This window comes from Pseudooceanicola spongiae (assembly GCF_014899185.1).
GTDB lineage: Bacteria > Pseudomonadota > Alphaproteobacteria > Rhodobacterales > Rhodobacteraceae > Pseudooceanicola > Pseudooceanicola spongiae.
In genome coordinates, this window is record NZ_CP045201.1 from 2129529 (window position 1) to 2150292 (window position 20764).

At 63.2% G+C, this 20764-nt stretch carries 21 protein-coding genes; 14 read left to right on the plus strand and 7 right to left on the minus strand.

Features of this window, described 5'->3' with window-relative positions; all coding sequences use genetic code 11:
* The first annotated feature begins 43 nt into the window (after nt 1-43).
* The 7 genes from F3W81_RS10075 to F3W81_RS10105 all read left to right on the plus strand — a co-directional run bounded on the left by F3W81_RS10075 (nt 44) and on the right by F3W81_RS10105 (nt 8981).
* Nucleotides 44-1789, plus strand: a complete 1746-nt coding sequence (locus tag F3W81_RS10075; RefSeq protein ID WP_193083445.1) for an ABC transporter substrate-binding protein — start codon at nt 44-46, stop codon at nt 1787-1789.
* Nucleotides 1786-2406: an ABC transporter permease gene (locus tag F3W81_RS10080; protein ID WP_193083446.1), complete on the plus strand. Its 621-nt coding sequence runs from the start codon at nt 1786-1788 to the stop codon at nt 2404-2406. The genes F3W81_RS10075 and F3W81_RS10080 overlap by 4 nt, the downstream gene beginning before the upstream one ends.
* Nucleotides 2406-3401, plus strand: coding sequence for an ABC transporter ATP-binding protein (locus F3W81_RS10085; RefSeq protein WP_193083447.1), 996 nt, complete (start codon nt 2406-2408; stop codon nt 3399-3401). Before F3W81_RS10080 ends, F3W81_RS10085 begins: the two co-directional genes overlap by 1 nt.
* The gene (locus F3W81_RS10090; protein WP_193083448.1) at nt 3398-4396 is read left to right on the plus strand and encodes an ABC transporter ATP-binding protein; all 999 of its coding nucleotides are present in this window, start codon (nt 3398-3400) and stop codon (nt 4394-4396) included. Before F3W81_RS10085 ends, F3W81_RS10090 begins: the two co-directional genes overlap by 4 nt.
* A gap of 49 nt (nt 4397-4445) precedes the next feature.
* A complete protein-coding gene (locus F3W81_RS10095) occupies nt 4446-6908 on the plus strand; it encodes a GcvT family protein (RefSeq protein ID WP_193083449.1) in 2463 nt (820 codons plus the stop codon).
* A gap of 226 nt (nt 6909-7134) precedes the next feature.
* Complete coding sequence (locus F3W81_RS10100; RefSeq protein ID WP_226941943.1) at nt 7135-8118, plus strand: diacylglycerol/lipid kinase family protein; 984 nt, start codon at nt 7135-7137, stop codon at nt 8116-8118.
* Nucleotides 8115-8981: a metallophosphoesterase family protein gene (locus F3W81_RS10105; RefSeq protein WP_193083450.1), complete on the plus strand. Its 867-nt coding sequence runs from the start codon at nt 8115-8117 to the stop codon at nt 8979-8981. The genes F3W81_RS10100 and F3W81_RS10105 overlap by 4 nt, the downstream gene beginning before the upstream one ends.
* A 136-nt stretch (nt 8982-9117) precedes the next feature.
* Here the strand turns inward: F3W81_RS10105 and F3W81_RS10110 are convergent, their stop codons facing one another.
* The 4 genes from F3W81_RS10110 to F3W81_RS10125 all read right to left on the minus strand — a co-directional run bounded on the left by F3W81_RS10110 (nt 9118) and on the right by F3W81_RS10125 (nt 11368).
* Nucleotides 9118-9666, minus strand: a complete 549-nt coding sequence (locus tag F3W81_RS10110; protein WP_193083451.1) for a sugar O-acetyltransferase — start codon at nt 9664-9666, stop codon at nt 9118-9120.
* A gap of 145 nt (nt 9667-9811) precedes the next feature.
* Nucleotides 9812-10165 (minus strand): hypothetical protein, encoded by a 354-nt coding sequence (locus F3W81_RS10115; protein ID WP_193083452.1) that lies wholly within the window; start codon nt 10163-10165, stop codon nt 9812-9814.
* Nucleotides 10166-10462 carry a hypothetical protein gene (locus F3W81_RS10120; RefSeq protein WP_193083453.1) on the minus strand — a complete coding sequence of 99 codons (297 nt, stop codon included), beginning with the start codon at nt 10460-10462 and terminating at the stop codon, nt 10166-10168.
* Between the two features lie 180 nt (nt 10463-10642).
* Entirely contained in the window at nt 10643-11368 is a 726-nt protein-coding gene (locus F3W81_RS10125; protein WP_193083454.1) for a Crp/Fnr family transcriptional regulator, read from the minus strand.
* Nucleotides 11369-11528: 160 nt separating this feature from the next.
* On the opposite strand from F3W81_RS10125, the gene F3W81_RS10130 reads away from it, so the two are divergent.
* From F3W81_RS10130 to F3W81_RS21030, 4 genes are all read left to right on the plus strand, one after another.
* The gene (locus tag F3W81_RS10130) at nt 11529-11765 is read left to right on the plus strand and encodes a hypothetical protein (protein WP_193083455.1); all 237 of its coding nucleotides are present in this window, start codon (nt 11529-11531) and stop codon (nt 11763-11765) included.
* A gap of 164 nt (nt 11766-11929) precedes the next feature.
* The gene (locus F3W81_RS10135) at nt 11930-12217 is read left to right on the plus strand and encodes a co-chaperone GroES (RefSeq protein WP_193083456.1); all 288 of its coding nucleotides are present in this window, start codon (nt 11930-11932) and stop codon (nt 12215-12217) included.
* Nucleotides 12218-12263: 46 nt separating this feature from the next.
* A complete protein-coding gene (gene groL / locus F3W81_RS10140; RefSeq protein ID WP_193083457.1) occupies nt 12264-13892 on the plus strand; it encodes a chaperonin GroEL in 1629 nt (542 codons plus the stop codon).
* Nucleotides 13893-14003: 111 nt separating this feature from the next.
* Nucleotides 14004-14132 (plus strand): hypothetical protein, encoded by a 129-nt coding sequence (locus F3W81_RS21030; protein WP_264298906.1) that lies wholly within the window; start codon nt 14004-14006, stop codon nt 14130-14132.
* An 86-nt stretch (nt 14133-14218) separates the two neighbouring features.
* Here the strand turns inward: F3W81_RS21030 and choV are convergent, their stop codons facing one another.
* Genes choV through choX form a run of 3 tightly spaced genes read right to left on the minus strand, consistent with a single transcriptional unit; the run spans nt 14219 to nt 17079 of the window.
* Nucleotides 14219-15271: a choline ABC transporter ATP-binding protein gene (gene choV / locus F3W81_RS10145; protein ID WP_193083458.1), complete on the minus strand. Its 1053-nt coding sequence runs from the start codon at nt 15269-15271 to the stop codon at nt 14219-14221.
* Nucleotides 15268-16104 carry a choline ABC transporter permease subunit gene (choW, locus tag F3W81_RS10150; RefSeq protein WP_193083459.1) on the minus strand — a complete coding sequence of 279 codons (837 nt, stop codon included), beginning with the start codon at nt 16102-16104 and terminating at the stop codon, nt 15268-15270. The genes choV and choW overlap by 4 nt, the downstream gene beginning before the upstream one ends.
* A 57-nt stretch (nt 16105-16161) precedes the next feature.
* Nucleotides 16162-17079: a choline ABC transporter substrate-binding protein gene (gene choX / locus F3W81_RS10155; protein ID WP_193083460.1), complete on the minus strand. Its 918-nt coding sequence runs from the start codon at nt 17077-17079 to the stop codon at nt 16162-16164.
* Nucleotides 17080-17186: 107 nt separating this feature from the next.
* Here choX and betI point away from each other — a divergent pair, with 107 nt between their 5' ends.
* From betI to betB, 3 genes are read left to right on the plus strand one after another with little or no spacing between them, the layout of a single operon-like run.
* The gene (gene betI / locus F3W81_RS10160; protein ID WP_193083461.1) at nt 17187-17780 is read left to right on the plus strand and encodes a transcriptional regulator BetI; all 594 of its coding nucleotides are present in this window, start codon (nt 17187-17189) and stop codon (nt 17778-17780) included.
* Nucleotides 17781-17802: 22 nt separating this feature from the next.
* Entirely contained in the window at nt 17803-19290 is a 1488-nt protein-coding gene (betC, locus tag F3W81_RS10165) for a choline-sulfatase (protein ID WP_193083784.1), read from the plus strand.
* Between the two features lie 2 nt (nt 19291-19292).
* Nucleotides 19293-20753 carry a betaine-aldehyde dehydrogenase gene (betB, locus tag F3W81_RS10170; protein ID WP_193083462.1) on the plus strand — a complete coding sequence of 487 codons (1461 nt, stop codon included), beginning with the start codon at nt 19293-19295 and terminating at the stop codon, nt 20751-20753.
* Nucleotides 20754-20764: the final 11 nt, after the last annotated feature.

Sequence of the window (20764 nt, forward strand, 5' to 3'; positions counted from 1 at the left end):
GGTGAAATTTTTGTTGCATTATTTCGATTCTCCCGCAAGTCTCATGAAAATTCAGGGGCAAATTTTCACCAAAAAGACCCCGCGCCGTCCAGCCAACAGGAAAACCCCAATTCTTGCACATCTCTCCAGATCGTTACGCGGCGCGGCGCCACTTGCCCTTGCCGCAGCCCTCAGCTTTGCCCCCGCAGCCCATGCCCAAGACGGTGGCACGCTGAACATGTTCACCTCGGGCTATCGCACGCTGAACCCTGCCGTGCAGTCCGGCGCGGCAACCGGCGTGCCCGGCTCGCAGATCTTCGCGGGCCTGATGACAGTCGGCGCGGACTACGCGATCCAGCCCTACCTCGCGCAAAGCTGGACCGTCTCGGTCGACCAGCTGACCGTCACCTTCACGCTGACGCCAAACGCGCATTTCCACGACGGCACCACGATCACGGGCGAGGATGTGAAATTCTCGCTTGAGGCCGTGCGCGAAAACCATCCCTTCGGCGCGGCGATGTTCGGCAATGTCGCCTCGATCGACGTGCCCGATGACACGACGGTCGTGCTGCATCTCAGCCAGCCGGTGCCGGGGTTGATGTATGCCTTTCAACCACTGCTGATGCCGATCCTGCCAAAGCATGTCTACGGCGATGGTCAGCCCCTCAAGACCCACCCGCGCAACATGGAAAACGTCGTCGGCTCCGGCCCCTTCAAGGTGGCCGAGAATGCCCCAGCCGAACGTCTGGTTCTGGTCAAGAACGACGACTTCTTCCTGCCCGGCAAGCCGCACCTCGACAAGATCGTCTTTCCGGTTGTGAAGGACCCGCTGACCCGTGTGCTGATGCTGGAGAAGGGCGAGATCGACTATGCCCCCTTCGCCGGCCTGCGCCCCAACGATGCCAGCCGTCTGGAAAAGACCAAGGGCGTCAACGTCACGACCGAGGGCTACGACGCCATCGGCTATGTCCACTACCTTGAGATGAACCTGCGTAACGCCCCCTTCAGCGACCATGCAGTGCGCGAGGCGCTGGCCCATGCCATCGACACCGGCTTCCTGTCCAAGGTGATCTTTGGCGGCCGCACCGTGCCCGGCACCGGCCCGCTGCACACCGGCAACCCCTTCTATAGTGCTGACGTGCCGATGTACGCCCCCGACATGGACCTCGCCGCGCAGATGCTGGACGAGGCAGGCTATCCCGTCGGCGCGGACGGCACGCGGTTTGCCTTCACCCTCGACGTGCCGAGCTGGGCGCCCCAGGCGCATGTGCCCATGGCCGAATATATTCAGGCGCAGCTGGCCAAGCTGAACATCACGGTCGAGCTGCGCAAGGCCCCCGACTTCGGCACATGGGTCAAACGCATCGCCGCCTTCGACTATGACGCGACGATGAACGGCTCGTTCAACTACCCCGACCCGACCATCGGCGTGCAGCGTCATTTCGACTGCGACAACATCAAACCGGTGATCTGGGCCAATACCGAGGGCTACTGCAACCCCGATATGGACGCCCTGCTGGACGCCGCCGCGGTTGAGCCGGACTTTGAAAAACGCGCCCTGCGCAACGCCATCCTGCCCGTCGTCACCTTCGCCGGTCTGCAGTTCGGGCAGGTCATCTCTGGTGCCGTGCTGGTCGAGACGGTCTTCGCCTGGCCCGGCCTCGGCACGCTGGCCTATGAATCGATCCTGCGCCGCGACACCCCCACCCTGCTGGGCATCCTGTTCTTCTCGGCGCTGATGGTCATCGTGATGAACATGCTCACCGACGTCGTCTACCGCCGCATCGACCCGAGGATCAAAGCCAGATGAGCGACATCACCTCAGCGCCCCTGAACGCCCCCACCCCCGTCTCGCCCGGACGCCAGGCCTGGGCCATGTTCCGCCAGAACCACGCCGCCGTCTTCGGCCTTGCCATCCTTGGCCTCATCTTCACCGTCTCGCTCTTCGGTCCCCTGCTTTATACCGTCTCGCCGCGTGAGATGGTCTGGATGCCGCTGACGCCACCGGGCCAGTCCGAGTATCTCCTCGGCCTCGTCTCCTGGACCTCGACCGCGCGCCTGACCCGGGCCGAGTTCATGCGCCTGCGCGAGATGGACTACGTCAAGGCCGAACGCTCCATCGGGGCGGGCAATGCGCGGCTGATCTGGCGCGTCATTCTGCCGAACGCCGCGCCGCCGCTGATCGTGGTCGCCGCCCTCAGCATCGGCTCGGCAATCCTGTTCGAGGCCGGCCTGTCCTTCCTCGGCCTGTCCGATCCCAACGCCACCAGCTGGGGCCGCATGATCGGTGACAACCGCCCCTATATCCTCGACAGCTCCTGGGGCGTCACATTTCCCGGCCTGTGCATCTTCCTCACCGTGCTGGCGATCAGCCTTGTCGGTGACGGGCTGAACGATGCCTTCAACCCCAGACTGAGGCAGCGCTGATGACCACCCCCCTCCTCTCCGTCCGCAATCTTGAGATTTCCTTTCGCAGTGGCGGGCAGGACATCCCCGTGGTGCGCGACCTGTCGTTCGACCTTTCGTCCGGTGAAATCCTCGGCATCGTTGGCGAGTCCGGCTGCGGCAAAAGCATCACAGCCCTGTCGCTGATCGGACTGGTGCCCTCGCCCCCGGGGCGCATTTCGGGCGGGCAGATCCTGTTTCAGGGCGAAGACCTCGTGCAGGCGTCTCAGGCCCGCCTGAACGCCGTGCGCGGCAACGATATCTCGATGGTGTTTCAGGAACCCATGACCTCGCTCAACCCGGTGTTTTCCATTGGCGAACAGATTGCCGAGACCGCCCGCGCCCACTTCGGCCTCACCCGCGCCAAGGCCTGGGCCCGCGCGGTCGAGATGCTGGCCCTCGTCGGCATCCCCTCGCCTGCGAAACGCGCCCATGACTATCCGCACCAGCTGTCGGGCGGCATGAGGCAGCGCGTCATGATCGCCATCGCGCTGGTGTGCGAGCCGAAGATCCTGATCGCGGACGAGCCGACAACCGCGCTGGATGTCACCGTGCAGGCGCAGATCTTCGATCTGTTTCAAGAGCTTCAGCAAAAGATCGACGCCGCGATCATCCTCATCACCCACGACATCGGCGTCGTCGCCCAGATGACCGACCGCGTCATGGTGATGTACGCGGGCCGCAAGATCGAGGAAGGCCCGGTCACGGAGTTTCTCGGCGATCCGCGTCACCCCTACACCCGAGGCCTGATCAGCTGCATCCCCCGGCTGAGCCTGCCACCGCAGGATCACCCCGCTCCGCTGTTTGAAATCCCCGGCGTGGTGCCCGCGCCAAAGGACCTTGGCCGCCCAGGCTGCGCCTTCGCGCCGCGTTGCGCCGGGGTTCAGCCCCGCTGCCACACCGAAACCCCGGCCCTGAGCACCCGCGCCCCCGGCCGCGCCGTCGCCTGCTGGCTGGAAACCGAGGACGCCCTATGACCGCTCCAGTTCTCGAGGTTGAAAACCTCAAGGTCCATTTCCCGCTGCCGGGCGGAGAGGCGGTTCATGCCGTCGACGGGCTGTCTTTTTCTCTGCCCGCGGGCCTCGCCTTCGGGCTTGTCGGGGAAAGCGGCTCGGGCAAGACCACAGCCGCCATGGCCTGTGCCCGCCTGACCGAGATCACCTCCGGCCAGATCCGGCTGAGCGGGCGCGACATCACCGCCCTGCAGGGGACCGCACTGAAGGACGCCCGCCGCGATGTGCAGGTGGTGTTCCAGGACCCCTATGCCTCGCTCAACCCGCGCGAACGGGCCGGGGCCATCGTGCGCCGCCCCCTCGATCTGCTGAAGATCGGCACGCCAGCCCAGCGCGACGCCCGCGTGGATGAGCTCTTCGCCCTTGTCGGCCTGCGCCCCGATCAGAAGGCGCTGTTTCCGCACCAGTTCTCCGGCGGTCAGCGCCAGCGGATCGGCATCGCCCGGGCGCTGGCGACGGGGCCGAAACTGCTGGTCTGTGATGAGCCCGTCTCGGCCCTCGACGTCGCCATTCAGGCGCAGATCCTCAACCTTCTGGCGCGTCTCAAGGCCGACCTCGGCCTGTCGTTCCTGTTCATCAGCCACGACCTCGCCGTCGTGCAGCACCTGTGCGACCGCATAGCGGTCATGTATCTCGGTAAGATTGTCGAGATCGCCTCGCGCCGCGACCTCTTCACCACGCCGATGCACCCCTATACCCACGCGCTGATCTCGGCCGTGCCCTCGCCCCACACCGCCGCCAGCCGCATCCGTCTGCAAGGCGACCCGCCCAGCCCGATCAACCCGCCCAAGGGATGCCGTTTCGCCGGGCGATGCGCCCATGCGCAAGACATCTGTCATCGCGTCATGCCGACACTGATCGCGAACGACACCGACCACGCCGTCGCCTGCCACCGCGCCCATGACCCCGTGGTCGCCGCCGCCCGCACCGTCCTTCCGCGCAGCGCCCAATCCGCCTGACGCCCCCTTTCCCAGACCAATCCGCCCGCAAGGGCGCGGAGACCCCACCATGACCATCCCCACCAAGGCCAGCGCCGTCATCATCGGCGGCGGCATCGCCGGCTGCTCTGTCGCCTATCACCTGGCCAAGCTCGGCTGGACCGACGTCGTTCTGCTGGAGCGAAAGCAGCTCACTAGCGGCACCACATGGCACGCCGCCGGCCTGATCGCTCAGCTGCGCGCCACCAAGAACATGACCCGCCTCAGCAAATACTCACAAGAGCTCTACGGAGAGCTGGAGGCCGAGACAGGCGTCGCCACCGGGTTCCGCCGCAACGGCTCCATCACCATGGCCCTGACCGAGGAACGCCGGGAGGAGATCTTCCGTCAGGCCTCCATGGCCCGCGCCTTCGGGGTTGAGGTCGACCAGCTGTCCGAGGCTGACCTGAAGGCCCTCTATCCTCACCTCAACACGACCGGTTTCGCCGGGGCCGTCCACGTCCCGAAGGACGGTCAGGGCGATCCCGGCAACATCGCCCTCGCACTCGCCAAAGGTGCCCGGATGCGCGGCGCCCACACCTTGGAACATATGCTGGTCACCCAGGTCCACGAGACCACGCGCAACGGCCAACGCGCCGTCTCCGGCGTCTCATGGCAAAAGGACGGCACGCAGGAGACCGGCTTCATCGCCACCGATTTCGTCGTCAACTGCGCCGGTATGTGGGCCGCCGAACTGGGCCGCAAGAACGCCGTCAACGTCCCCCTGCAGGCCTGCGAACACTTCTACATCGTGACCGAGACGATCCCCGGCCTGACCCAGCTGCCGACTCTGCGGGTGCCCGACGAATGCGCCTATTACAAGGAAGACGCCGGGAAAATCTTGCTCGGCGCGTTTGAGCCTGTCTCCAAACCCTGGGGCATGCACGGCATCCCCAAGGACTTCTGCTTCGACCAGCTGCCCGAGGATTTCGACCACTTCGAGCCGATCCTCGAAAAAGCCATCACCCGTGTCCCCCTGCTGGAAAGCGCCGGTATCCACACCTTCTTCAACGGTCCCGAAAGCTTTACCCCCGACGATGCCTACCACCTCGGCGAGGTGCCCGAGGTGCGCGGCTATTACGTCGCTGCTGGCTTCAACTCGGTCGGCATCCAGTCCTCGGGCGGCGCGGGCATGGCGCTGGCGCATTGGATGGAACACGGCCAGCCGCCGTTTGACCTGTCGGACGTCGATATCCGCCGGATGCAGCCCTTCATGGGCAACCGCACCTATCTGGTGGAGCGCGCCAAAGAAACGCTCGGCCTGCTCTACGCCGACCACTTCCCCTACCGCCAGAAGGCCACCGCCCGCGGACTACGTCGCGCTCCGTTCCACGATCTGCTCGCCGCCCGTGGCGCCGTCTTCGGAGAAACGGCGGGGTGGGAGCGCGCCAACTGGTTCGCTGCCCCCGGTCAGACTCCGGCCTATGAATATTCATGGAAACGGCAGAACTGGTTCGACAATTCCGCGACTGAACACCGCGCCATCCGCGAAAATGTCGGCCTCTACGACATGACCTCCTTCGGCAAGATCCTCGTCGACGGGCGCGACGCGGAAACCTTCCTGAACCACATCTGCGGTGCCGAGATGGCCGTGCCCACCGGCAAGATCGTCTACACCCAGTTCCTCAACCCCCTCGGCGGGATCGAGGCCGACGTCACCGTCACCCGCCTGTCCGAGACGCGCTATATGGTCGTCACCCCCGCCGCGACCACCGTGCGCGACCTCAGCTGGATGACCCGCCATCGCGGCGATTTTGCCGTCTCTCTCTTTGACGCCACCGCGTCGGAGGCCGTGCTCTGCGTCATGGGGCCGAACGCCCGCGCCCTGCTGCAGGCCGCCGCCCCCTGGCACGACTGGTCGACCGAGGCCCACCCCTTCGGCACCATGCAACAGATCGAGATCGGCCTCGGGCTGGCCCGCGCGCACCGCGTCTCCTACGTCGGCGAACTGGGGTGGGAGCTGTACATCTCCACCGATCAGGCCACCCATGTGCTGGAGCATCTGCTGCAGGTCGGCGGCGCCTTCGGCCTGACCCTCTGCGGCCTGCACGCGATGGACAGCTGCCGGATCGAGAAGGGCTTTCGCCACTTCGGCCACGACATCACGCAAGAGGATCACGTCCTCGAAGCGGGCCTCGGCTTTGCCGTAAAAACGGCCAAGCCCAGCTTTATCGGCCGCGACGCCGTGCTGCGCAAGAAAGACTCCGGACTGTCCTCGCGAATGCTGCAGTTCCGCCTGAGTGACCCCGCGCCGCTGCTCTATCACGCCGAACCGATCCTGCGCGACGGCGCGGTCGTCGGCTACCTGACCTCTGGCGCCTATGGTCATACGCTGGGGGGCGCGGTTGGTCTCGGCTATGTGCCCTGCGCGGGTGAGGCGGTGGCGGATCTTCTGGCCTCCTCCTACCAGATCGAGATCGCAGGTGTTCGGCACGCCGCCGAGGCCTCGCTCAAGCCGCTCTACGATCCGACCTCAGCCCGCACCAAGGTCTGATTTTCGCACCGTTCAGTTACCGTTCAAATACCGACGGGATACCGACATCGCAATTTTGCGATATCTTCGCCTTGGGCGGCCGCCATTTCACACCGCCGCCCAAATCGGCCCTCTTCCTGCAAAACACCTGATTTTCAGGCGCAACAAATCCGTGATCTGATGCGTTGGGTTCGTGAACAGGGACCGGTACAACCGCCGGACCAGGGTCAAGGGACCGGAGCAACAGATGAACGCGATTGCAGAGCCGAACGGAGACACCCCACGAGATATGGATATCTCAGCCACTGAGCCCACTACATCTACCGCGATTGAGGGGCCCATCACGATCATCGCCAACCGCAAGTCCGGCACCAATGCCCGTGACGCCGAGGCGATTGACCGTGCGCTGGCGGTCTTTGGGGCCGACAAGGCCGAGCTGCGCCACTGGGATCCGAAAGAGGATCTGGACGCCCTTGTGCGCAGCGCCATCGACGACGGAGCCCGTCTGATCGTCGCCGCAGGCGGGGACGGCACCGCCATGGCCATCGCCTCCTCCATGCTCGGCACCGGCTGCGCCATGGCCGTCTTGCCCTTGGGAACATTCAATTATTTCGCCCGCGGGTTGAACCTTCCCGAAGATCCAGAAGAGGCCGCGAGGGCGATTTTGGCCGGCTACACCCGCGACATCAGCGTCGGCATGGTGAACGACCGGGTATTTCTGAACAACGCCAGCCTCGGCATCTACCCCGCGATCCTGAAGGAGCGCGAGACGGTCTATGCCCGCTGGGGCCGCCGCCGGTTGATGGCGCATTGGTCCGTGGTTAAAACCTTTCTGCAATTTCAACGCCCTATGAAGCTGACCATCTCCGCTGACGGCAAGAAGATGGACCGCCGCACGCCGCTGCTGTTCGTTGCACGCTCCGCTTTTCAGCTGGAGCGATTCGGACTGACCGGGGGCGAGGCGATCCACCGTGATCAATTCGCCATGCTGGTCGGGCTTGGCGATACGCGCGCCGACCTGTTCGCCCTCGCCTGGCGGCTGGTCACACGCAGCATGCGCGAGGGCCGCGACTATGAACTGATCTGCGCCAGCGACGTCACGGTCGAGACCGCAAAGCGCCGGGCTCTGGTGGCGTTTGACGGCGAAAAAACCCGTGATTACAGTCCCTTCGAGTTCAAGATGTCCGACGAAAAGCTGACCATTGTGCTGCCAAAGGATGGCCCGGCATGAGGCGCATCCTGCATCTTTCCGATCTGCACTTTGGCCGCACCTCACCCGAACTGGAGGCGCCTCTGCTGGAGGTGATCCACCGGCTGGACCCCGATCTGGTGGTGATTTCGGGCGATTTCACGCAGCGCGCAAGGATTTCGCAGTACGAGCAGGCGCAGGCCTTCGTCGCCCGGATCAAGGCCCCTGTGCTGGGCGTTCCGGGCAATCACGACACGCCGCTCGACAACCTTTTCATGAGGTTTTTCAAACCCTTCTCGCGGTACAAGCGCTATATCAACCGTAATCTGGAGCCGGGGTTCCGCGACAGTGAAATCTCGGTCGTTGGCGTGAACACGGTTAACAGGTTTGCGTGGCAGAGTGGTAAATTCGCCGAACGTACGGTGCAGCGGGTCTGTGGCAGCTTTGAAGATGCCTCGTCTCGTCTGCGGGTTGCCGTGCTGCATCACCCGCTGGAGCATGGCCCCGAGGTCGACAAACGCCCGATGAAGGGCGGCGGCAAGGCACTGCAGGCGCTGGAAAACTGCGGCGTCGATGTCGTGCTTTCGGGGCATTTGCACACCGCCTCAACCGCGCCTTTCACCGCCGCGCCGGGGTTGCTCTGCGTGCAGGCGGGCACCGGGCTTTCGACACGCCTGCGCGGAGAGCTGAACACTTTCAATATGTTGGAGGTCAGTGCCGAGCGCGTCGAGGTGACAACCTGGGCCGCGCGCTGGCCCGAGGGCGACGCGCCGGTCTTTGAAGCAACCGACACTTTCGTGCATCGCCGCCAGAGCCATGGGGCCGATCTGATCGACCGCCCCGGACACCGCTTTCAGCCCGCGCAGCATCTGGAGACAGAGCCGCGAGAGGCCCATCAACGCTGAGTTTCAGCACCGCCCGCCGTAAGGTTAATGGCCACAGAGCCTGAAATCGCGATGTCGGTATTGCGTCGGTATCTGAACGGTATCCGGGCGGTGTGGTTTTGCCCGGCCAGACAAGCGTTAACGCATGGCCCGGTCCTCAGTCGGATATCGGGCGCGCCGGGTTGCCGACCCAGGTTTCCCCGGCGGGCACGTCATGGGTGACGATGGCCCCTGCCCCGATGATCGCGCCGTCGCCGATGCTGACACCCGGCAACAGGATCGCGCCGCCGCCGATCCAGGTGTCGGTGCCGATAGTCACGGGATAGCCGATCTCCTGCCCTGCCGCGCGCAGGGCCGCGTCGCCGTGATGCTGGGGGGTGTAGATCTGCACATTCGGGCCGATCAAGGTGCGCGAGCCGATGCGCACGGGGGCCGTGTCCAGAATGGTGACGCCCGCGTTCAGATAGACTCCGGTTCCGATATGCAGGTTGAAGCCGTAGGCACAATGGAACGGCGCTTCGATGAAACAGCCATCCCCGACCGAGCCGAGCAGATCGCGCAGGGCCGAGGCCATCTCTCCGCGCCCACCGGGGTGGGTCATGTTGTGTTCATGCACCGCGGCGCGGGCGGCGGTGCGCAGATCTTCAAGCTCGTCGCCAAGGCTGTTGTACCAAAGGCCGGCCTGCATCTTTTCCAATTCAGTCATGGTGTGCCCCTGCTGCATGAACGGGTCAGAGTGGCCGTCTGTCCGCAGGAAGGCAATGGGGATCGCGGCGGTCTGCGCAGCAACAGCAGGTCTGCGCCGATGCGTGGCCGCGGCGAGGGGGGTGCCCCGCCGCAGCCCCTAGGGATCAGGAGGCGTCGATCTTGAGATCGGACAGGCAGGCCTGCGCCAGATCACGGTCGGCGGATTCGGAGCCCGGCATGGTGGCCCAGCCCGCATCCATCACCGCATCGCGGCGCTTGTAGGTCGAAGCTTCGCGGATCGTGGCCATCTTGGCGAACCGGTCGCTGTCGTTGGCCGATTTTTCGAGGCAAACAGGCACCAGCGCGCTGATCACGCTGCTGTGGGACATTTCACTGGCCATCTCGTCTGCGCTGCTGCCGGTCATCCAGCCGCCCCATGAAAATCCGACGATACCAATCGCTACGGCACCGACGATGGCACCATAGATGCCGGGTTTCAGCCATTCGGGAGTGTTCATTCAAAAGTTCTCCTGCGGGGGAAGCGCCGCTTCGCTTGCATCGGAAAATGCTCGGTCACGGCTAAGCGCCGCGTCCAGGTCTGTTTCGGAGATCTCGCGCCATTCGCTGCGCCGGGCGTGACCGCCCTTGCCATGCACCGTCAGGAAGGTTGCCGTGCGCCGCCAGGCCTCGAAGGAGAGGCCCTGCAGCTGCTCTTCCTCGATGACAACTTCGTAAGTGCCGCCGGGAAAAGTGCCGGGAGCGCCCTGCAAGGAAAAGGGGTGTGCAAACGTCACCGATGTTCTGGAAGTCCGCATGTCCCTCTCCTCTACGCCATGACTGGTGGTGGAGCGCGTGCAGCGCCAGATCTTCCCCAAGACCTAACATGGCGAGATTGCGCCGGGGCTGATCCAGGTTAGGGCGAAGGAATGCGTTTGCGGCCTTTGGCCGCAACGGTGTGGGTTTGCGGCCTGCGGCCGCGGCGGTGGCGGTAGGGGTTATTTCAGCAGAGGCCCGGTGTGATCCAGATAAGCGGGGTCGAAATCGGCCAGCGCGACCAGACCGTCGTAATCGTCGAAGGTGACGTGGCCATCGCGGAAGGTCAGCAACCCTGCTTCGCGCAGGCGGCGCAGCACGCGGTTGACGTGCACGGCACTGAGGCCCAGCGTATCGGCCAGATGGTATTGCGTCAGCGGGCAATCGTATCCCGCCCGCGTGCCGAGCCCCACCAGCTTCAGACGCGCGCCGAGTTCCAGCAGGAAGTGCCCCATGCGCTGATCGGCGTCGCGCCGCCCCAGCCCGACAAGGTGCTCCACGACCATCGCCTCGTCCCGCGACACGGCCCACAGGACCGCAGTGGCAAGGCGGGGCGTCTGGGCGAAGGCGGCCAGCAGATCGGAGACCAGCACTTCGGCCGCGACAATCTCGCCGATCGGCTCGACGCTGTGGTCGGAGGTGTGCAGCAACACACTGCGCAACCCGAGGAAATCGCCCGGGATCTGGAAATCGACGATCTGGCGCGAGCCATCCATCTGCAGCTTGTACGAACAGACCCAGCCCTCGGACAGGATATACGCGGCCTGTTCGCTTTGCCCCTGATGCACCAGATCGCGGCCGGCGTGAAAGACGCGGCGGCGCTGGTGCAGACGCTCCAGCACCTCAAGTTCGACCGAGGTCAGGGCGACGAAGGCTTTGAGTTTGCGGGTCAGTGGGGTGCTATCCATGGCGCTCGACCGAGCCTCCTGAAAAGGGGGGACGTTATAAAGGCGATGGCGCGTGCTGCTCTCGATCAGTCCGGTATAGCAGGTTTCCTGACAGACTGTTGGCCTAGTTCAGGCAGGTCCCCCTGTCCTGATCATCAATCGCCGGGAAGGACAACACGAGATGCCAGAACGCAGAGATCATGCCGGAATCGCGGCCCTGTCGCTGTGCGAAGCGATGCTGCTGGCGCTGAGGGACAACGCCGTCCTGCCCGAGCGCGAGATCGAGGGCATCCTGCGCGATGCCGCCGACACCCATGCCAATGCCGCCAAACCCGATGCCGATCAGCAGATGCACCGCGCCGTGGCGCAGCTGATCAATGGCATTCTGGGCAAGTTCGTACCCTTGCAGGGCCGCTAGGCTCGGCTGCGCCCCAACGACGCCAAAGTATATTCGCCGTGCCCCATTGCCGTGGCGCGTGGCAATCGCTAACTCTGATGCATTGGCACTCTCACAGACAGAGTGCCAGACCTCATTCACGATATAGCTATCACCTCAGGAAATCTCGAAAAGGAGCGTTTCCCTTGTCATTCTCCCCCCTGCACGACCGTGTTCTTGTCCGCCGCATTGAAGGCGAAGAAAAAACCAAAGGCGGATTGATCATCCCCGATTCCGCGAAAGAAAAACCGCAAGAAGGCGAAGTCGTCTCGGTCGGTGCTGGCGCGAAGGACGAGTCCGGCGCGCGCATCACGATGGACGTCAAAGCTGGCGACAAGATCCTGTTCGGCAAATGGTCGGGCACCGAGATCAAGCTGGACGACGAAGAGCTGCTGATCATGAAGGAAAGCGACATCCTCGGCATTCTCGCCTGAGGCCGCCCTTTCCGACGTCGATCAATCATTTTCAGGAGCATTCATAATGTCCGCCAAAGAAGTCAAATTCGGCACCGATGCCCGCGACGCCATGCTGCGCGGCATCAACACGCTGGCCAATGCCGTCAAGATCACGCTGGGCCCCAAGGGTCGCAACGTGGTTCTGGACAAATCCTTCGGCGCGCCGCGGATCACCAAGGACGGTGTCTCGGTTGCCAAGGAAATCGAGCTTGCCGACAAGTTCGAGAACATGGGCGCGCAGATGGTGCGTGAAGTCGCATCGCGCACCAATGACGAAGCCGGCGATGGCACCACCACCGCCACCGTTCTGGCGCAGGCCATCGTCAAAGAGGGCATGAAGGCCGTTGCGGCCGGCATGAACCCGATGGATCTGAAGCGCGGCATCGACAAGGCTGTTGCCGCTGTCATCGCCGAAGTCAAATCCATGTCCCGCCCCGTCGGCGGCACTGATCAGATCGCCAAGGTTGGCGCGATTTCGGCCAACGGCGACAGCGCCATCGGCCAGCAGATCGCCGATGCCATGGCGAAAGTCGGCAACGAGGGTGTCATCACCGTCGAGGAAAACAAGGGCCTTGAGACCACCACCGAGGTCGTCGAGGGCATGCAGTTCGACCGTGGCTACCTCAGCCCGTACTTCATCACCAACGTTCAGAAGATGACCGTTGAGCTGGATGATTGCGTGATCCTGCTGCACGAAAAGAAACTGTCGTCGCTGCAGGCTATGGTGCCGCTGCTGGAGGCCGTCATTCAGGCCGACAAACAGCTGCTGATCATTGCCGAAGACATCGACGGCGAAGCGCTGGCGACCTTGGTCGTCAACCGTCTGCGTGGTGGCCTCAAGGTCGCTGCCGTCAAGGCCCCCGGCTTTGGCGATCGTCGCAAGGCGATGCTGCAGGATATCGCGATCCTGACCGGTGGCGAAGTGATCTCGGCCGATCTGGGCATCAAGCTGGAGAATGTCACGCTCGACATGCTCGGCACGGCCAAGAAAGTTGCGATCACCAAGGACACCACCACCGTCATCGACGGCGCGGGCGACAAGGACGCGATTGCGTCGCGTGTCACCCAGCTGCGCGCGCAGATCGAAGACACCACCTCTGACTACGACAAGGAAAAACTGTCTGAGCGGCTGGCCAAGCTGTCGGGCGGGATTGCCGTGATCAAGGTCGGCGGCTCGACCGAGATCGAAGTCAAGGAACGCAAGGACCGTGTCGACGATGCGCTGAACGCGACCCGTGCGGCCGTTCAGGAAGGTGTGGTTCCGGGCGGCGGTGTTGCGCTGGTTCACGCGGTGCGTGCGCTGGCCGAGCTGAAAGGCGACAACGCCGATCAGGACGCGGGCATCAAGATCATGCGTCGCGCCATTCAGGCCCCGCTGCGCCAGATCGCGCAAAACGCCGGTGTTGACGGGTCGGTGATTGCCGCGCGCGTCATGGAGTCCACCACCGAGGGCTTCGGCTTTGACGCCCAGACCGAAACCTATGGCGACATGCTGAAGGCCGGGATCATCGACCCCACCAAGGTCGTGCGGATCGCGCTGGAAAATGCGGCCTCGATCGCTGGTCTGCTGATCACCACCGAAGCGATGGTCGCCGAAAAAGTCGCAAAGAAATCTTCCGGGCATGATATGTCCGACATGAACGACATGCTCTGAGCGACGCCTTTACCGGGGGCAGCGCGGTACGCCGCCCCCAACCCGCACGGCGCGGGTCTCACAGCCGATCACCACGATGAAACTGCACTCAGCTTTCAGGAGATACGGGACATGAGCAAGGGCGACAAACAACGCAGCAACAAAGAAATCAAGAAACCGAAGAAGGCCAAGGAGAAGGTCGTCGCGGTGGCTGATTTTTCCAAGGGTCAGACCCCTTTGAGCATCAATAAAAAGAAATAAGGCCCCCGAAAGGGAGCCTTTGATCTTCGCTGCAGTGAACAGCCCCTGCCCCGTATGACCGGGACAGGGGCTTTTTGGTGTCGTGGTCAGGAGTTCTTGGCGTGCAGCGCCGAGATGATGTCCTGATTGGTGATCGAGCCGAGGTCGGTTTCGCCGTCCTTGACGCCGATGATATCGGTGCCGCCAGACAGGGTCTGGATGACATCATTGACCGGCGTGTCGGGATGCACCTGAACGCTCGCCTGCTGCGCCAGAGTCTTGGACATGACGTCCGAGGCCAGCAGCACGTTCAGCGGGTTCATGTGCGTCACGAAATCCTCGACATAGGCATTGGCCGGGTTGGCGATGATGTCCTGCGGGGTGCCGCATTGCACGATGCGCCCGCCCTCCATGATCGCGATCCGGTTGCCGAGCTTGAACGCCTCATCCAGGTCGTGGCTGACGAAGACGATGGTGCGCTTGAGCTTCTGTTGCAGCTCCAGCAGTTCGTCCTGCAGGCGCGAGCGGATCAGCGGGTCGAGCGCGCTGAAGGGTTCGTCCATCAGCAGGATCGGGGCTTCGGTCGCAAAGGCGCGGGCCAGGCCGACACGCTGCTGCATGCCGCCCGAAAGTTCGGACACCTTGTTGTCGGCCCAGTCGGTCAGGCCGACCAGATCCAGCTGCTCACGCGCCTTCTTTTCGCGCGCCGCCTTGGACATGCCCGAAAGCTCCAACCCGAGGGCGACGTTGTCGACCACGTTGCGCCAAGGCAGCAGGCCGAACTGCTGGAACACCATCGCGACCATCTGACGACGCAGCTTGCGCATGTCCTCGCCCTTGCACTTGGCCGCATCCAGCGTCGAGCCGAGCGTCGTCACCCGTACCGAGCCGCGCACCACGGGGTTCAACCCGTTGACGGCGCGCAGCAGGGTCGATTTGCCCGACCCCGACAGACCCATGAGGACGAGGATCTCGCCCTCCTCCACCGAGAGCGAGCAGTTGTGCACGCCCAGCACCTGGCCGGTTTCCTTCTGGATTTCGCTGCGGCTTTGCCCTGCGTCCATCAGCGGCAGAGCCCTTTCGGGCTTGTCCCCAAAGACGATCGAAACATTGTCGAATTCGACCGCCGGGGCTTTCTTGTCAAACATCTGTTCGCTCATTTCCGGCCTCCGATACGCAACATGCGATCAAGGATGATTGCCACGACAACGATGACGAACCCACTCTCGAACCCGAGGGAGGTGTTCACCTGGTTCAGTGCGCGCACGACAGGCACGCCAAGACCGTCAGCACCGACAAGCGCGGCGACCACGACCATGGAGAGCGACAGCATGATGGTCTGGTTCAGACCGGCCATGATCTGCGGCAGAGCATAGGGCAGTTCTACCTTGCGCAGGGTCTGGCTGGGGGTGCCGCCAAAGGCCTCGGCCGCCTCAAGCAGCGGCGTGGGCGTCGAGGACACCCCGAGGTAGGTCAGCCGGATCGGCGCGGGCAGCACGAAGATCACGGTCGCGATCAGGCCCGGCACCATGCCGATGCCGAAAAAGACGATGGCCGGGATCAGGTAGACGAAGGTGGGCAGCGTCTGCATCAGGTCAAGCACGGGCTGCATGAAGGCGTAAAGGCGCGGCCGGTGCGCGGCGGCGATGCCGATGGGCACCCCTATGGCCATGCAGACAATACAGGACGAGATCACCAGCGTCAGGCTCTGCGTCGTTGCCTCCCAGTAGTCCTGGTTGATGATGAACAGGAACCCCAGTGCCACGAAAAGGCAGGTCTTCCAGTTGCGTTGCAGCACCCATGTCAGGGCGACGAAACAGGCGATGATGACCAGCGGATGCGGTGTCTGCAAAATCCATTGCAGCCCGTCGATCAGCTTTTCCGCACCATTGGCGAGCGCATCAACGACGCCCGAGAAATTGTCGCGCAGCCAGTCGAAGAAATCGCTGGCCCAGTCCCCTACGGGAATCTTGTGTTCAGTGAGCCACTCCAAGGCGACCTCCTATGTGAAATAAGGCCCGGTCGATGACCGGGCCCTTTCAGAATTGCCTTACAGGCCCAGCTTCTCTTTGACGGCGGCAGCGCCATCGGCACCATCCACCGTGGTCACGCCGTCAACCCAGGACATCACCAGATCGGGGTTCGCCTTCATCCAGGCCATCGACGCATCATCTGCATCTTCGCCGTCGTTCAGGATCTTGCCCATGATCTCGTTTTCCATCGGCAGGGTGAACTTGAGGTTGGTCAGGAACTTGCCGACATTGGGGCATTCCGTGACATAGCCCTTGCGGGTCACGGTGTTGACGACGCCTTCACCGCCAAAGAAATCCTCGCCACCGGGGAGATATTTCAGATCGAAGTTGGCGTTCATCGGGTGCGGTTCCCAGCCGAGGAAGACGATATCCTCGTCCTTGTCGACCGCGCGGCGCACCATCGAGAGCATGCCCTGCTCGGAGCTTTCGACGATCTTGAAGTCTTTCAGACCGAACTTGTTCTCGTCCGCCAGGCTGACGAGGTAGGCGTTGCCTTCATTGCCGGGCTCGATGCCGTAGATCTTGTCGTCCAGATCATCGGCGAACTTGGCGATATCGGCGTAGGATTTCAGGCCCTTTTCGTAGGTATAGGCAGGCACGGCGAGGGTGTACTTGGTGCCGGTCAGGTTGGTTGCGACCGATTCAATCTCGCCCGATTCCAAGTAGGGATTGATGGCGCTGTTCTGCGCCGGCATCCAGTTGCCCAGAAACACATCGACGTCGTCGCTGTCGAGCGAGGCGAAGGTCACGGGAACGGACAGAACCTTGACGTCGACGTCGTAGCCCAGAGCCTCAAGCACCTGCTTGGAGGCGGAGGTGGTGGAGGTGATGTCCGTCCAGCCGACATCCGAAAAGATCACTTTTTCGCAGTTTGCGTAGGCGGCACCGGCGGTCAAAGCCAGCGCACTGGTCATGGTCAGCAGAGTCTTTGTCATTGCGTATCCTTCATGTTGGCGCATGGGTTGCTTTTTTGTTGATTGATGAGTTAATCAAAAACGATGAGACGCTAAAAGTAAAGCGTTGTGGATGAAAGGACAGTGACATGCCAAAGGTCGGGATGGAACCGGTTCGAAAAAAGGCACTGATCCACGCGACCATCGCGGAGATCGGAGAGGCCGGGACTCTGGAGGTCACGGTCAGCCAGATTGCGAAGCGTGCGGGCATGTCCTCGGCGCTGGCACATCACTATTTCGGCTCCAAGGAACAGATGTTTCTGGCGACGATGCGCTATGTCATGCGCGAATACGGCGAGACGGTGCTGAGCAACCTCAAGGCGGCCACAACGCCCGAGGCCCGGATTCGCGCCATCACGGATTCGAGCTTTGATTCCAGCCAGTTCGAGCGCGAGGTGATCGCGGCTTGGCTGAACTTCTACGTCCGCGCCCTGCGCTCGGATCAGACGCGCCGCCTGTTGCAGGTCTATGCACGCCGTCTGCACAGCAACCTGATCCACGATCTGAAAAAGCTGTTCGAGCCGGAGATCGCCGAGGAGATCGCGCAAGGCCTCGCCTCGCTGATCGACGGGTTCTACGTACGCTCGGCCCTGCAGGAAAGCGTGCCCGAGATCGGGCAGATCAAGGCGATGGTCAACGACTACCTAACACTTTGGCTCGAAAGGAAAAATCGTGGCGCATAAGCAGCCCAACATCCTCATCTTCATGGTCGATCAACTGAACGGAACGCTGTTCCCCGACGGCCCCGCTGAGTGGTTGCACGCGCCAAATATCAAGGCGCTTGCCGCACGCTCCACCCGGTTTGCCAATGCCTATACCGGCTCGCCTTTGTGCGCCCCGGCGCGGGCCAGCTATATGTCCGGGCAGTTGCCGCGCCGCACCCGCGTTTACGACAACGCCGCCGAATTCGGCAGCGCCATCCCGACCTATGCGCACCACCTGCGCCGCGCCGGCTATCAGACCTATCTGTCTGGCAAGATGCACTTTGTCGGCCCCGACCAGCTGCACGGGTTCGAAAAGCGCCTGACGACGGACATCTACCCCGCCGATTTCGGCTGGACGCCGGATTACCGCAAACCGGGCGAGCGGATCGACTGGTGGTATCACAACATGGGCTCCGTCACCGGTTCGGGCGTGGCCGAGATCACCAACCAGATGGAATACGATGACGAGGTCGCCTTTCAGGCCCGCCAAAAGGTCTATCAGCTGGGCCGGGGTCTGGACGAACGGCCCTGGATGATGACGGTCAGCTTCACCCATCCGCATGACCCCTACGTCGCGCGCAAGAAATACTGGGACCTCTACGAGGATTGCGACCACCTTGAGCCGGAGGTCGGCACCCTTGGATACGACGATCTGGATGCCCATTCCCAGCGCATCTTTGATGCCAATGACGCGAAGAAAACCGATATAACTCAGGATGATGTGCGCCGCTCGCGCCGCGCCTACTTCGCCAATATCAGCTATCTCGACGACAAGATCGGCGAGATCATGGAGGCGCTGGAGGGCACGCGGCAGACCGAGGATACGGTGATCCTGTTCGTGTCGGATCACGGCGACATGCTGGGCAACAAGGGGCTGTGGTTCAAGATGACCTTCCTGGAAGGCTCGTCCCGCGTGCCGATGATGATCGCCGCGCCGCAGATGCCCGCAGGTCTGATCGAGACGCCGGTCTCGACCGTCGACGTCAACCCGACGCTGGCCGATCTGGCCGGCATCGACCTTTCCGAGATCATGCCCTGGACCGATGGCGAATCGCTGGTGCCGCTGGCCAATGGCACGGCGCGCACCACGCCGGTGAAGATGGAGTACGCCGCCGAGGCCTCCTATGCGCCCCTCGTCGGGTTGCGCCAGGACCAGTGGAAATACATCCACTGCGAACTGGACCCGCCGCTGCTGTTCAACGTCGAAACCGACCCGAACGAGCTGGTGAACCTGGCGCAGGACCCCGCGCACGCTGAAATCGCAGCGGCCTTTGCCGAGGCGGTCGCGGAATACTGGAACATGGAAGATTTCGACGCCGAGGTCCGCGAAAGCCAGGCCCGCCGTCTGATCGTCTACGAGGCCCTGCGCAACGGCGACTATTTCCCGTGGGATTTCGAGCCGCTGCAGAAAGCCTCAGAGCGCTACATGCGCAACCACATGGATCTGAACGTGCTGGAGAACAATCAGCGCTTTCCCAGAGGAGAATGACAATGAAAGACGTCCAACCCAAGGGCAGCCACTTCATTGATGGCGCCTATGTCGAAGACACCGCCGGCCGCGTGATCAACTGCGTCTATGCCGCAACGGGCGAGGTCGTGGCCAAGCTGCACTCGGCCACCCCTGCCGTGATCGCGCAAGCGCTGGACTCGGCCAAGCGCGCGCAAAAGGAATGGGCGGCCCTGCCCCCGGTCGAACGGGGCCGCGTGCTGCGCCGCGTTGCTGACATCTTGCGCGAACGGAATGAGGCCCTGTCGGAGCTTGAGACGATCGACACCGGCAAGCCCATTCAGGAAACGCTGGTGGCGGATGCGACCTCTGGCGCCGACGCGCTGGAATACTACGGTGGCATCACCGCCTCGATCACCGGCGAGAGCGTGCCGCTGGGCGGTGATTTCGTCTATACGATTCGCGAACCGCTCGGCGTCTGTGTCGGCATCGGGGCGTGGAACTATCCGACGCAAATCGCCTGCTGGAAGTCCGCGCCCGCGCTGGCCTGCGGCAATGCCATGGTGTTCAAGCCGTCCGAGATGACGCCGCTCTGCGCGCTGAAACTGGCCGAGATCTATGTCGAGGCCGGGGCCCCTGCGGGCCTGTTCAACGTCGTCAACGGCTATGGCGATGTCGGGGCCGCGCTCGTCACCGATTCCCGCGTCGACAAGGTGTCGCTGACCGGCTCGGTCCCCACGGGCCGCAAGGTCTATGCCGCAGCAGCCGAGGGCATCCGCCACGTCACGATGGAGCTGGGCGGCAAATCCCCCCTGATCGTTTTCGAGGATGCGGATATCGAGAACGCCGTTTCCGCCGCGATCAACGCCAACTTCTATTCCACCGGACAGATCTGCTCCAACGGCACCCGCGTGTTTGTGCACGCCGATATCGCCGAAGCCTTTGCCGCGCGGCTGGTTGAGCGCACCAAAACCGCCGTGATCGGCGACCCGCTGGACCCCGAGACCAACATCGGCCCGATGGTCACCGACACGCAGCGCGCCAAAGTGCTGGAATACATCGAGATCGGCAAGTCCGAGGGCGCCAAGCTGCTGTTGGGCGGCGGTATTCCCGCGGGCTTCGAGACCGGCAACTATATCGAACCGACGATCTTTTCCGGCGTCACCGACGACATGCGCATCGCCGCGGAGGAGATCTTTGGCCCCGTCATGGCGATCCTGACCTTCACCAGTGAGGAAGAGGCGATCACCCGCGCCAATGCCACTGAATTCGGCCTCGCCGCCGGGGTTTTCACCAATGATATCAAGCGCGGCCACCGCGTCGTGGCGCAGCTGGAGGCCGGCACCTGCTGGATCAACCAGTACAACCTGACGCCGGTCGAGGCGCCCTTCGGCGGCGTCAAGATGTCCGGTGTGGGCCGTGAAAACGCCCGCGCCGCCCTGGAACACTACAGCCAGATCAAATCGGTTTACGTCGCGCTGAGCGATGTTGAATCGGCATTCTGAGAGGACACCAC

What these genes read in the sequence shown, in the direction of transcription:
- F3W81_RS10085 (WP_193083447.1), top strand. Translation starts at nt 2,406, where the DNA reads ATGACCACCCCCCTCCTCTCCGTCCGCAATCTTGAGATTTCCTTTCGC.
- F3W81_RS10090 (WP_193083448.1), top strand. Translation starts at nt 3,398, where the DNA reads ATGACCGCTCCAGTTCTCGAGGTTGAAAACCTCAAGGTCCATTTCCCG.
- F3W81_RS10105 (WP_193083450.1), top strand. Translation starts at nt 8,115, where the DNA reads ATGAGGCGCATCCTGCATCTTTCCGATCTGCACTTTGGCCGCACCTCA.
- F3W81_RS10075 (WP_193083445.1), top strand. Translation starts at nt 44, where the DNA reads ATGAAAATTCAGGGGCAAATTTTCACCAAAAAGACCCCGCGCCGTCCA.
- F3W81_RS10130 (WP_193083455.1), top strand. Translation starts at nt 11,529, where the DNA reads ATGCCAGAACGCAGAGATCATGCCGGAATCGCGGCCCTGTCGCTGTGC.
- F3W81_RS10095 (WP_193083449.1), top strand. Translation starts at nt 4,446, where the DNA reads ATGACCATCCCCACCAAGGCCAGCGCCGTCATCATCGGCGGCGGCATC.
- groL (WP_193083457.1), top strand. Translation starts at nt 12,264, where the DNA reads ATGTCCGCCAAAGAAGTCAAATTCGGCACCGATGCCCGCGACGCCATG.
- betC (WP_193083784.1), top strand. Translation starts at nt 17,803, where the DNA reads ATGGTCGATCAACTGAACGGAACGCTGTTCCCCGACGGCCCCGCTGAG.
- F3W81_RS10120 (WP_193083453.1), bottom strand. Translation starts at nt 10,462, where the DNA reads ATGCGGACTTCCAGAACATCGGTGACGTTTGCACACCCCTTTTCCTTG.
- betB (WP_193083462.1), top strand. Translation starts at nt 19,293, where the DNA reads ATGAAAGACGTCCAACCCAAGGGCAGCCACTTCATTGATGGCGCCTAT.
- choX (WP_193083460.1), bottom strand. Translation starts at nt 17,079, where the DNA reads ATGACAAAGACTCTGCTGACCATGACCAGTGCGCTGGCTTTGACCGCC.
- F3W81_RS10115 (WP_193083452.1), bottom strand. Translation starts at nt 10,165, where the DNA reads ATGAACACTCCCGAATGGCTGAAACCCGGCATCTATGGTGCCATCGTC.
- F3W81_RS10125 (WP_193083454.1), bottom strand. Translation starts at nt 11,368, where the DNA reads ATGGATAGCACCCCACTGACCCGCAAACTCAAAGCCTTCGTCGCCCTG.
- F3W81_RS21030 (WP_264298906.1), top strand. Translation starts at nt 14,004, where the DNA reads ATGAGCAAGGGCGACAAACAACGCAGCAACAAAGAAATCAAGAAACCG.
- F3W81_RS10110 (WP_193083451.1), bottom strand. Translation starts at nt 9,666, where the DNA reads ATGACTGAATTGGAAAAGATGCAGGCCGGCCTTTGGTACAACAGCCTT.
- F3W81_RS10080 (WP_193083446.1), top strand. Translation starts at nt 1,786, where the DNA reads ATGAGCGACATCACCTCAGCGCCCCTGAACGCCCCCACCCCCGTCTCG.
- betI (WP_193083461.1), top strand. Translation starts at nt 17,187, where the DNA reads ATGCCAAAGGTCGGGATGGAACCGGTTCGAAAAAAGGCACTGATCCAC.
- F3W81_RS10100 (WP_226941943.1), top strand. Translation starts at nt 7,135, where the DNA reads ATGAACGCGATTGCAGAGCCGAACGGAGACACCCCACGAGATATGGAT.
- choV (WP_193083458.1), bottom strand. Translation starts at nt 15,271, where the DNA reads ATGAGCGAACAGATGTTTGACAAGAAAGCCCCGGCGGTCGAATTCGAC.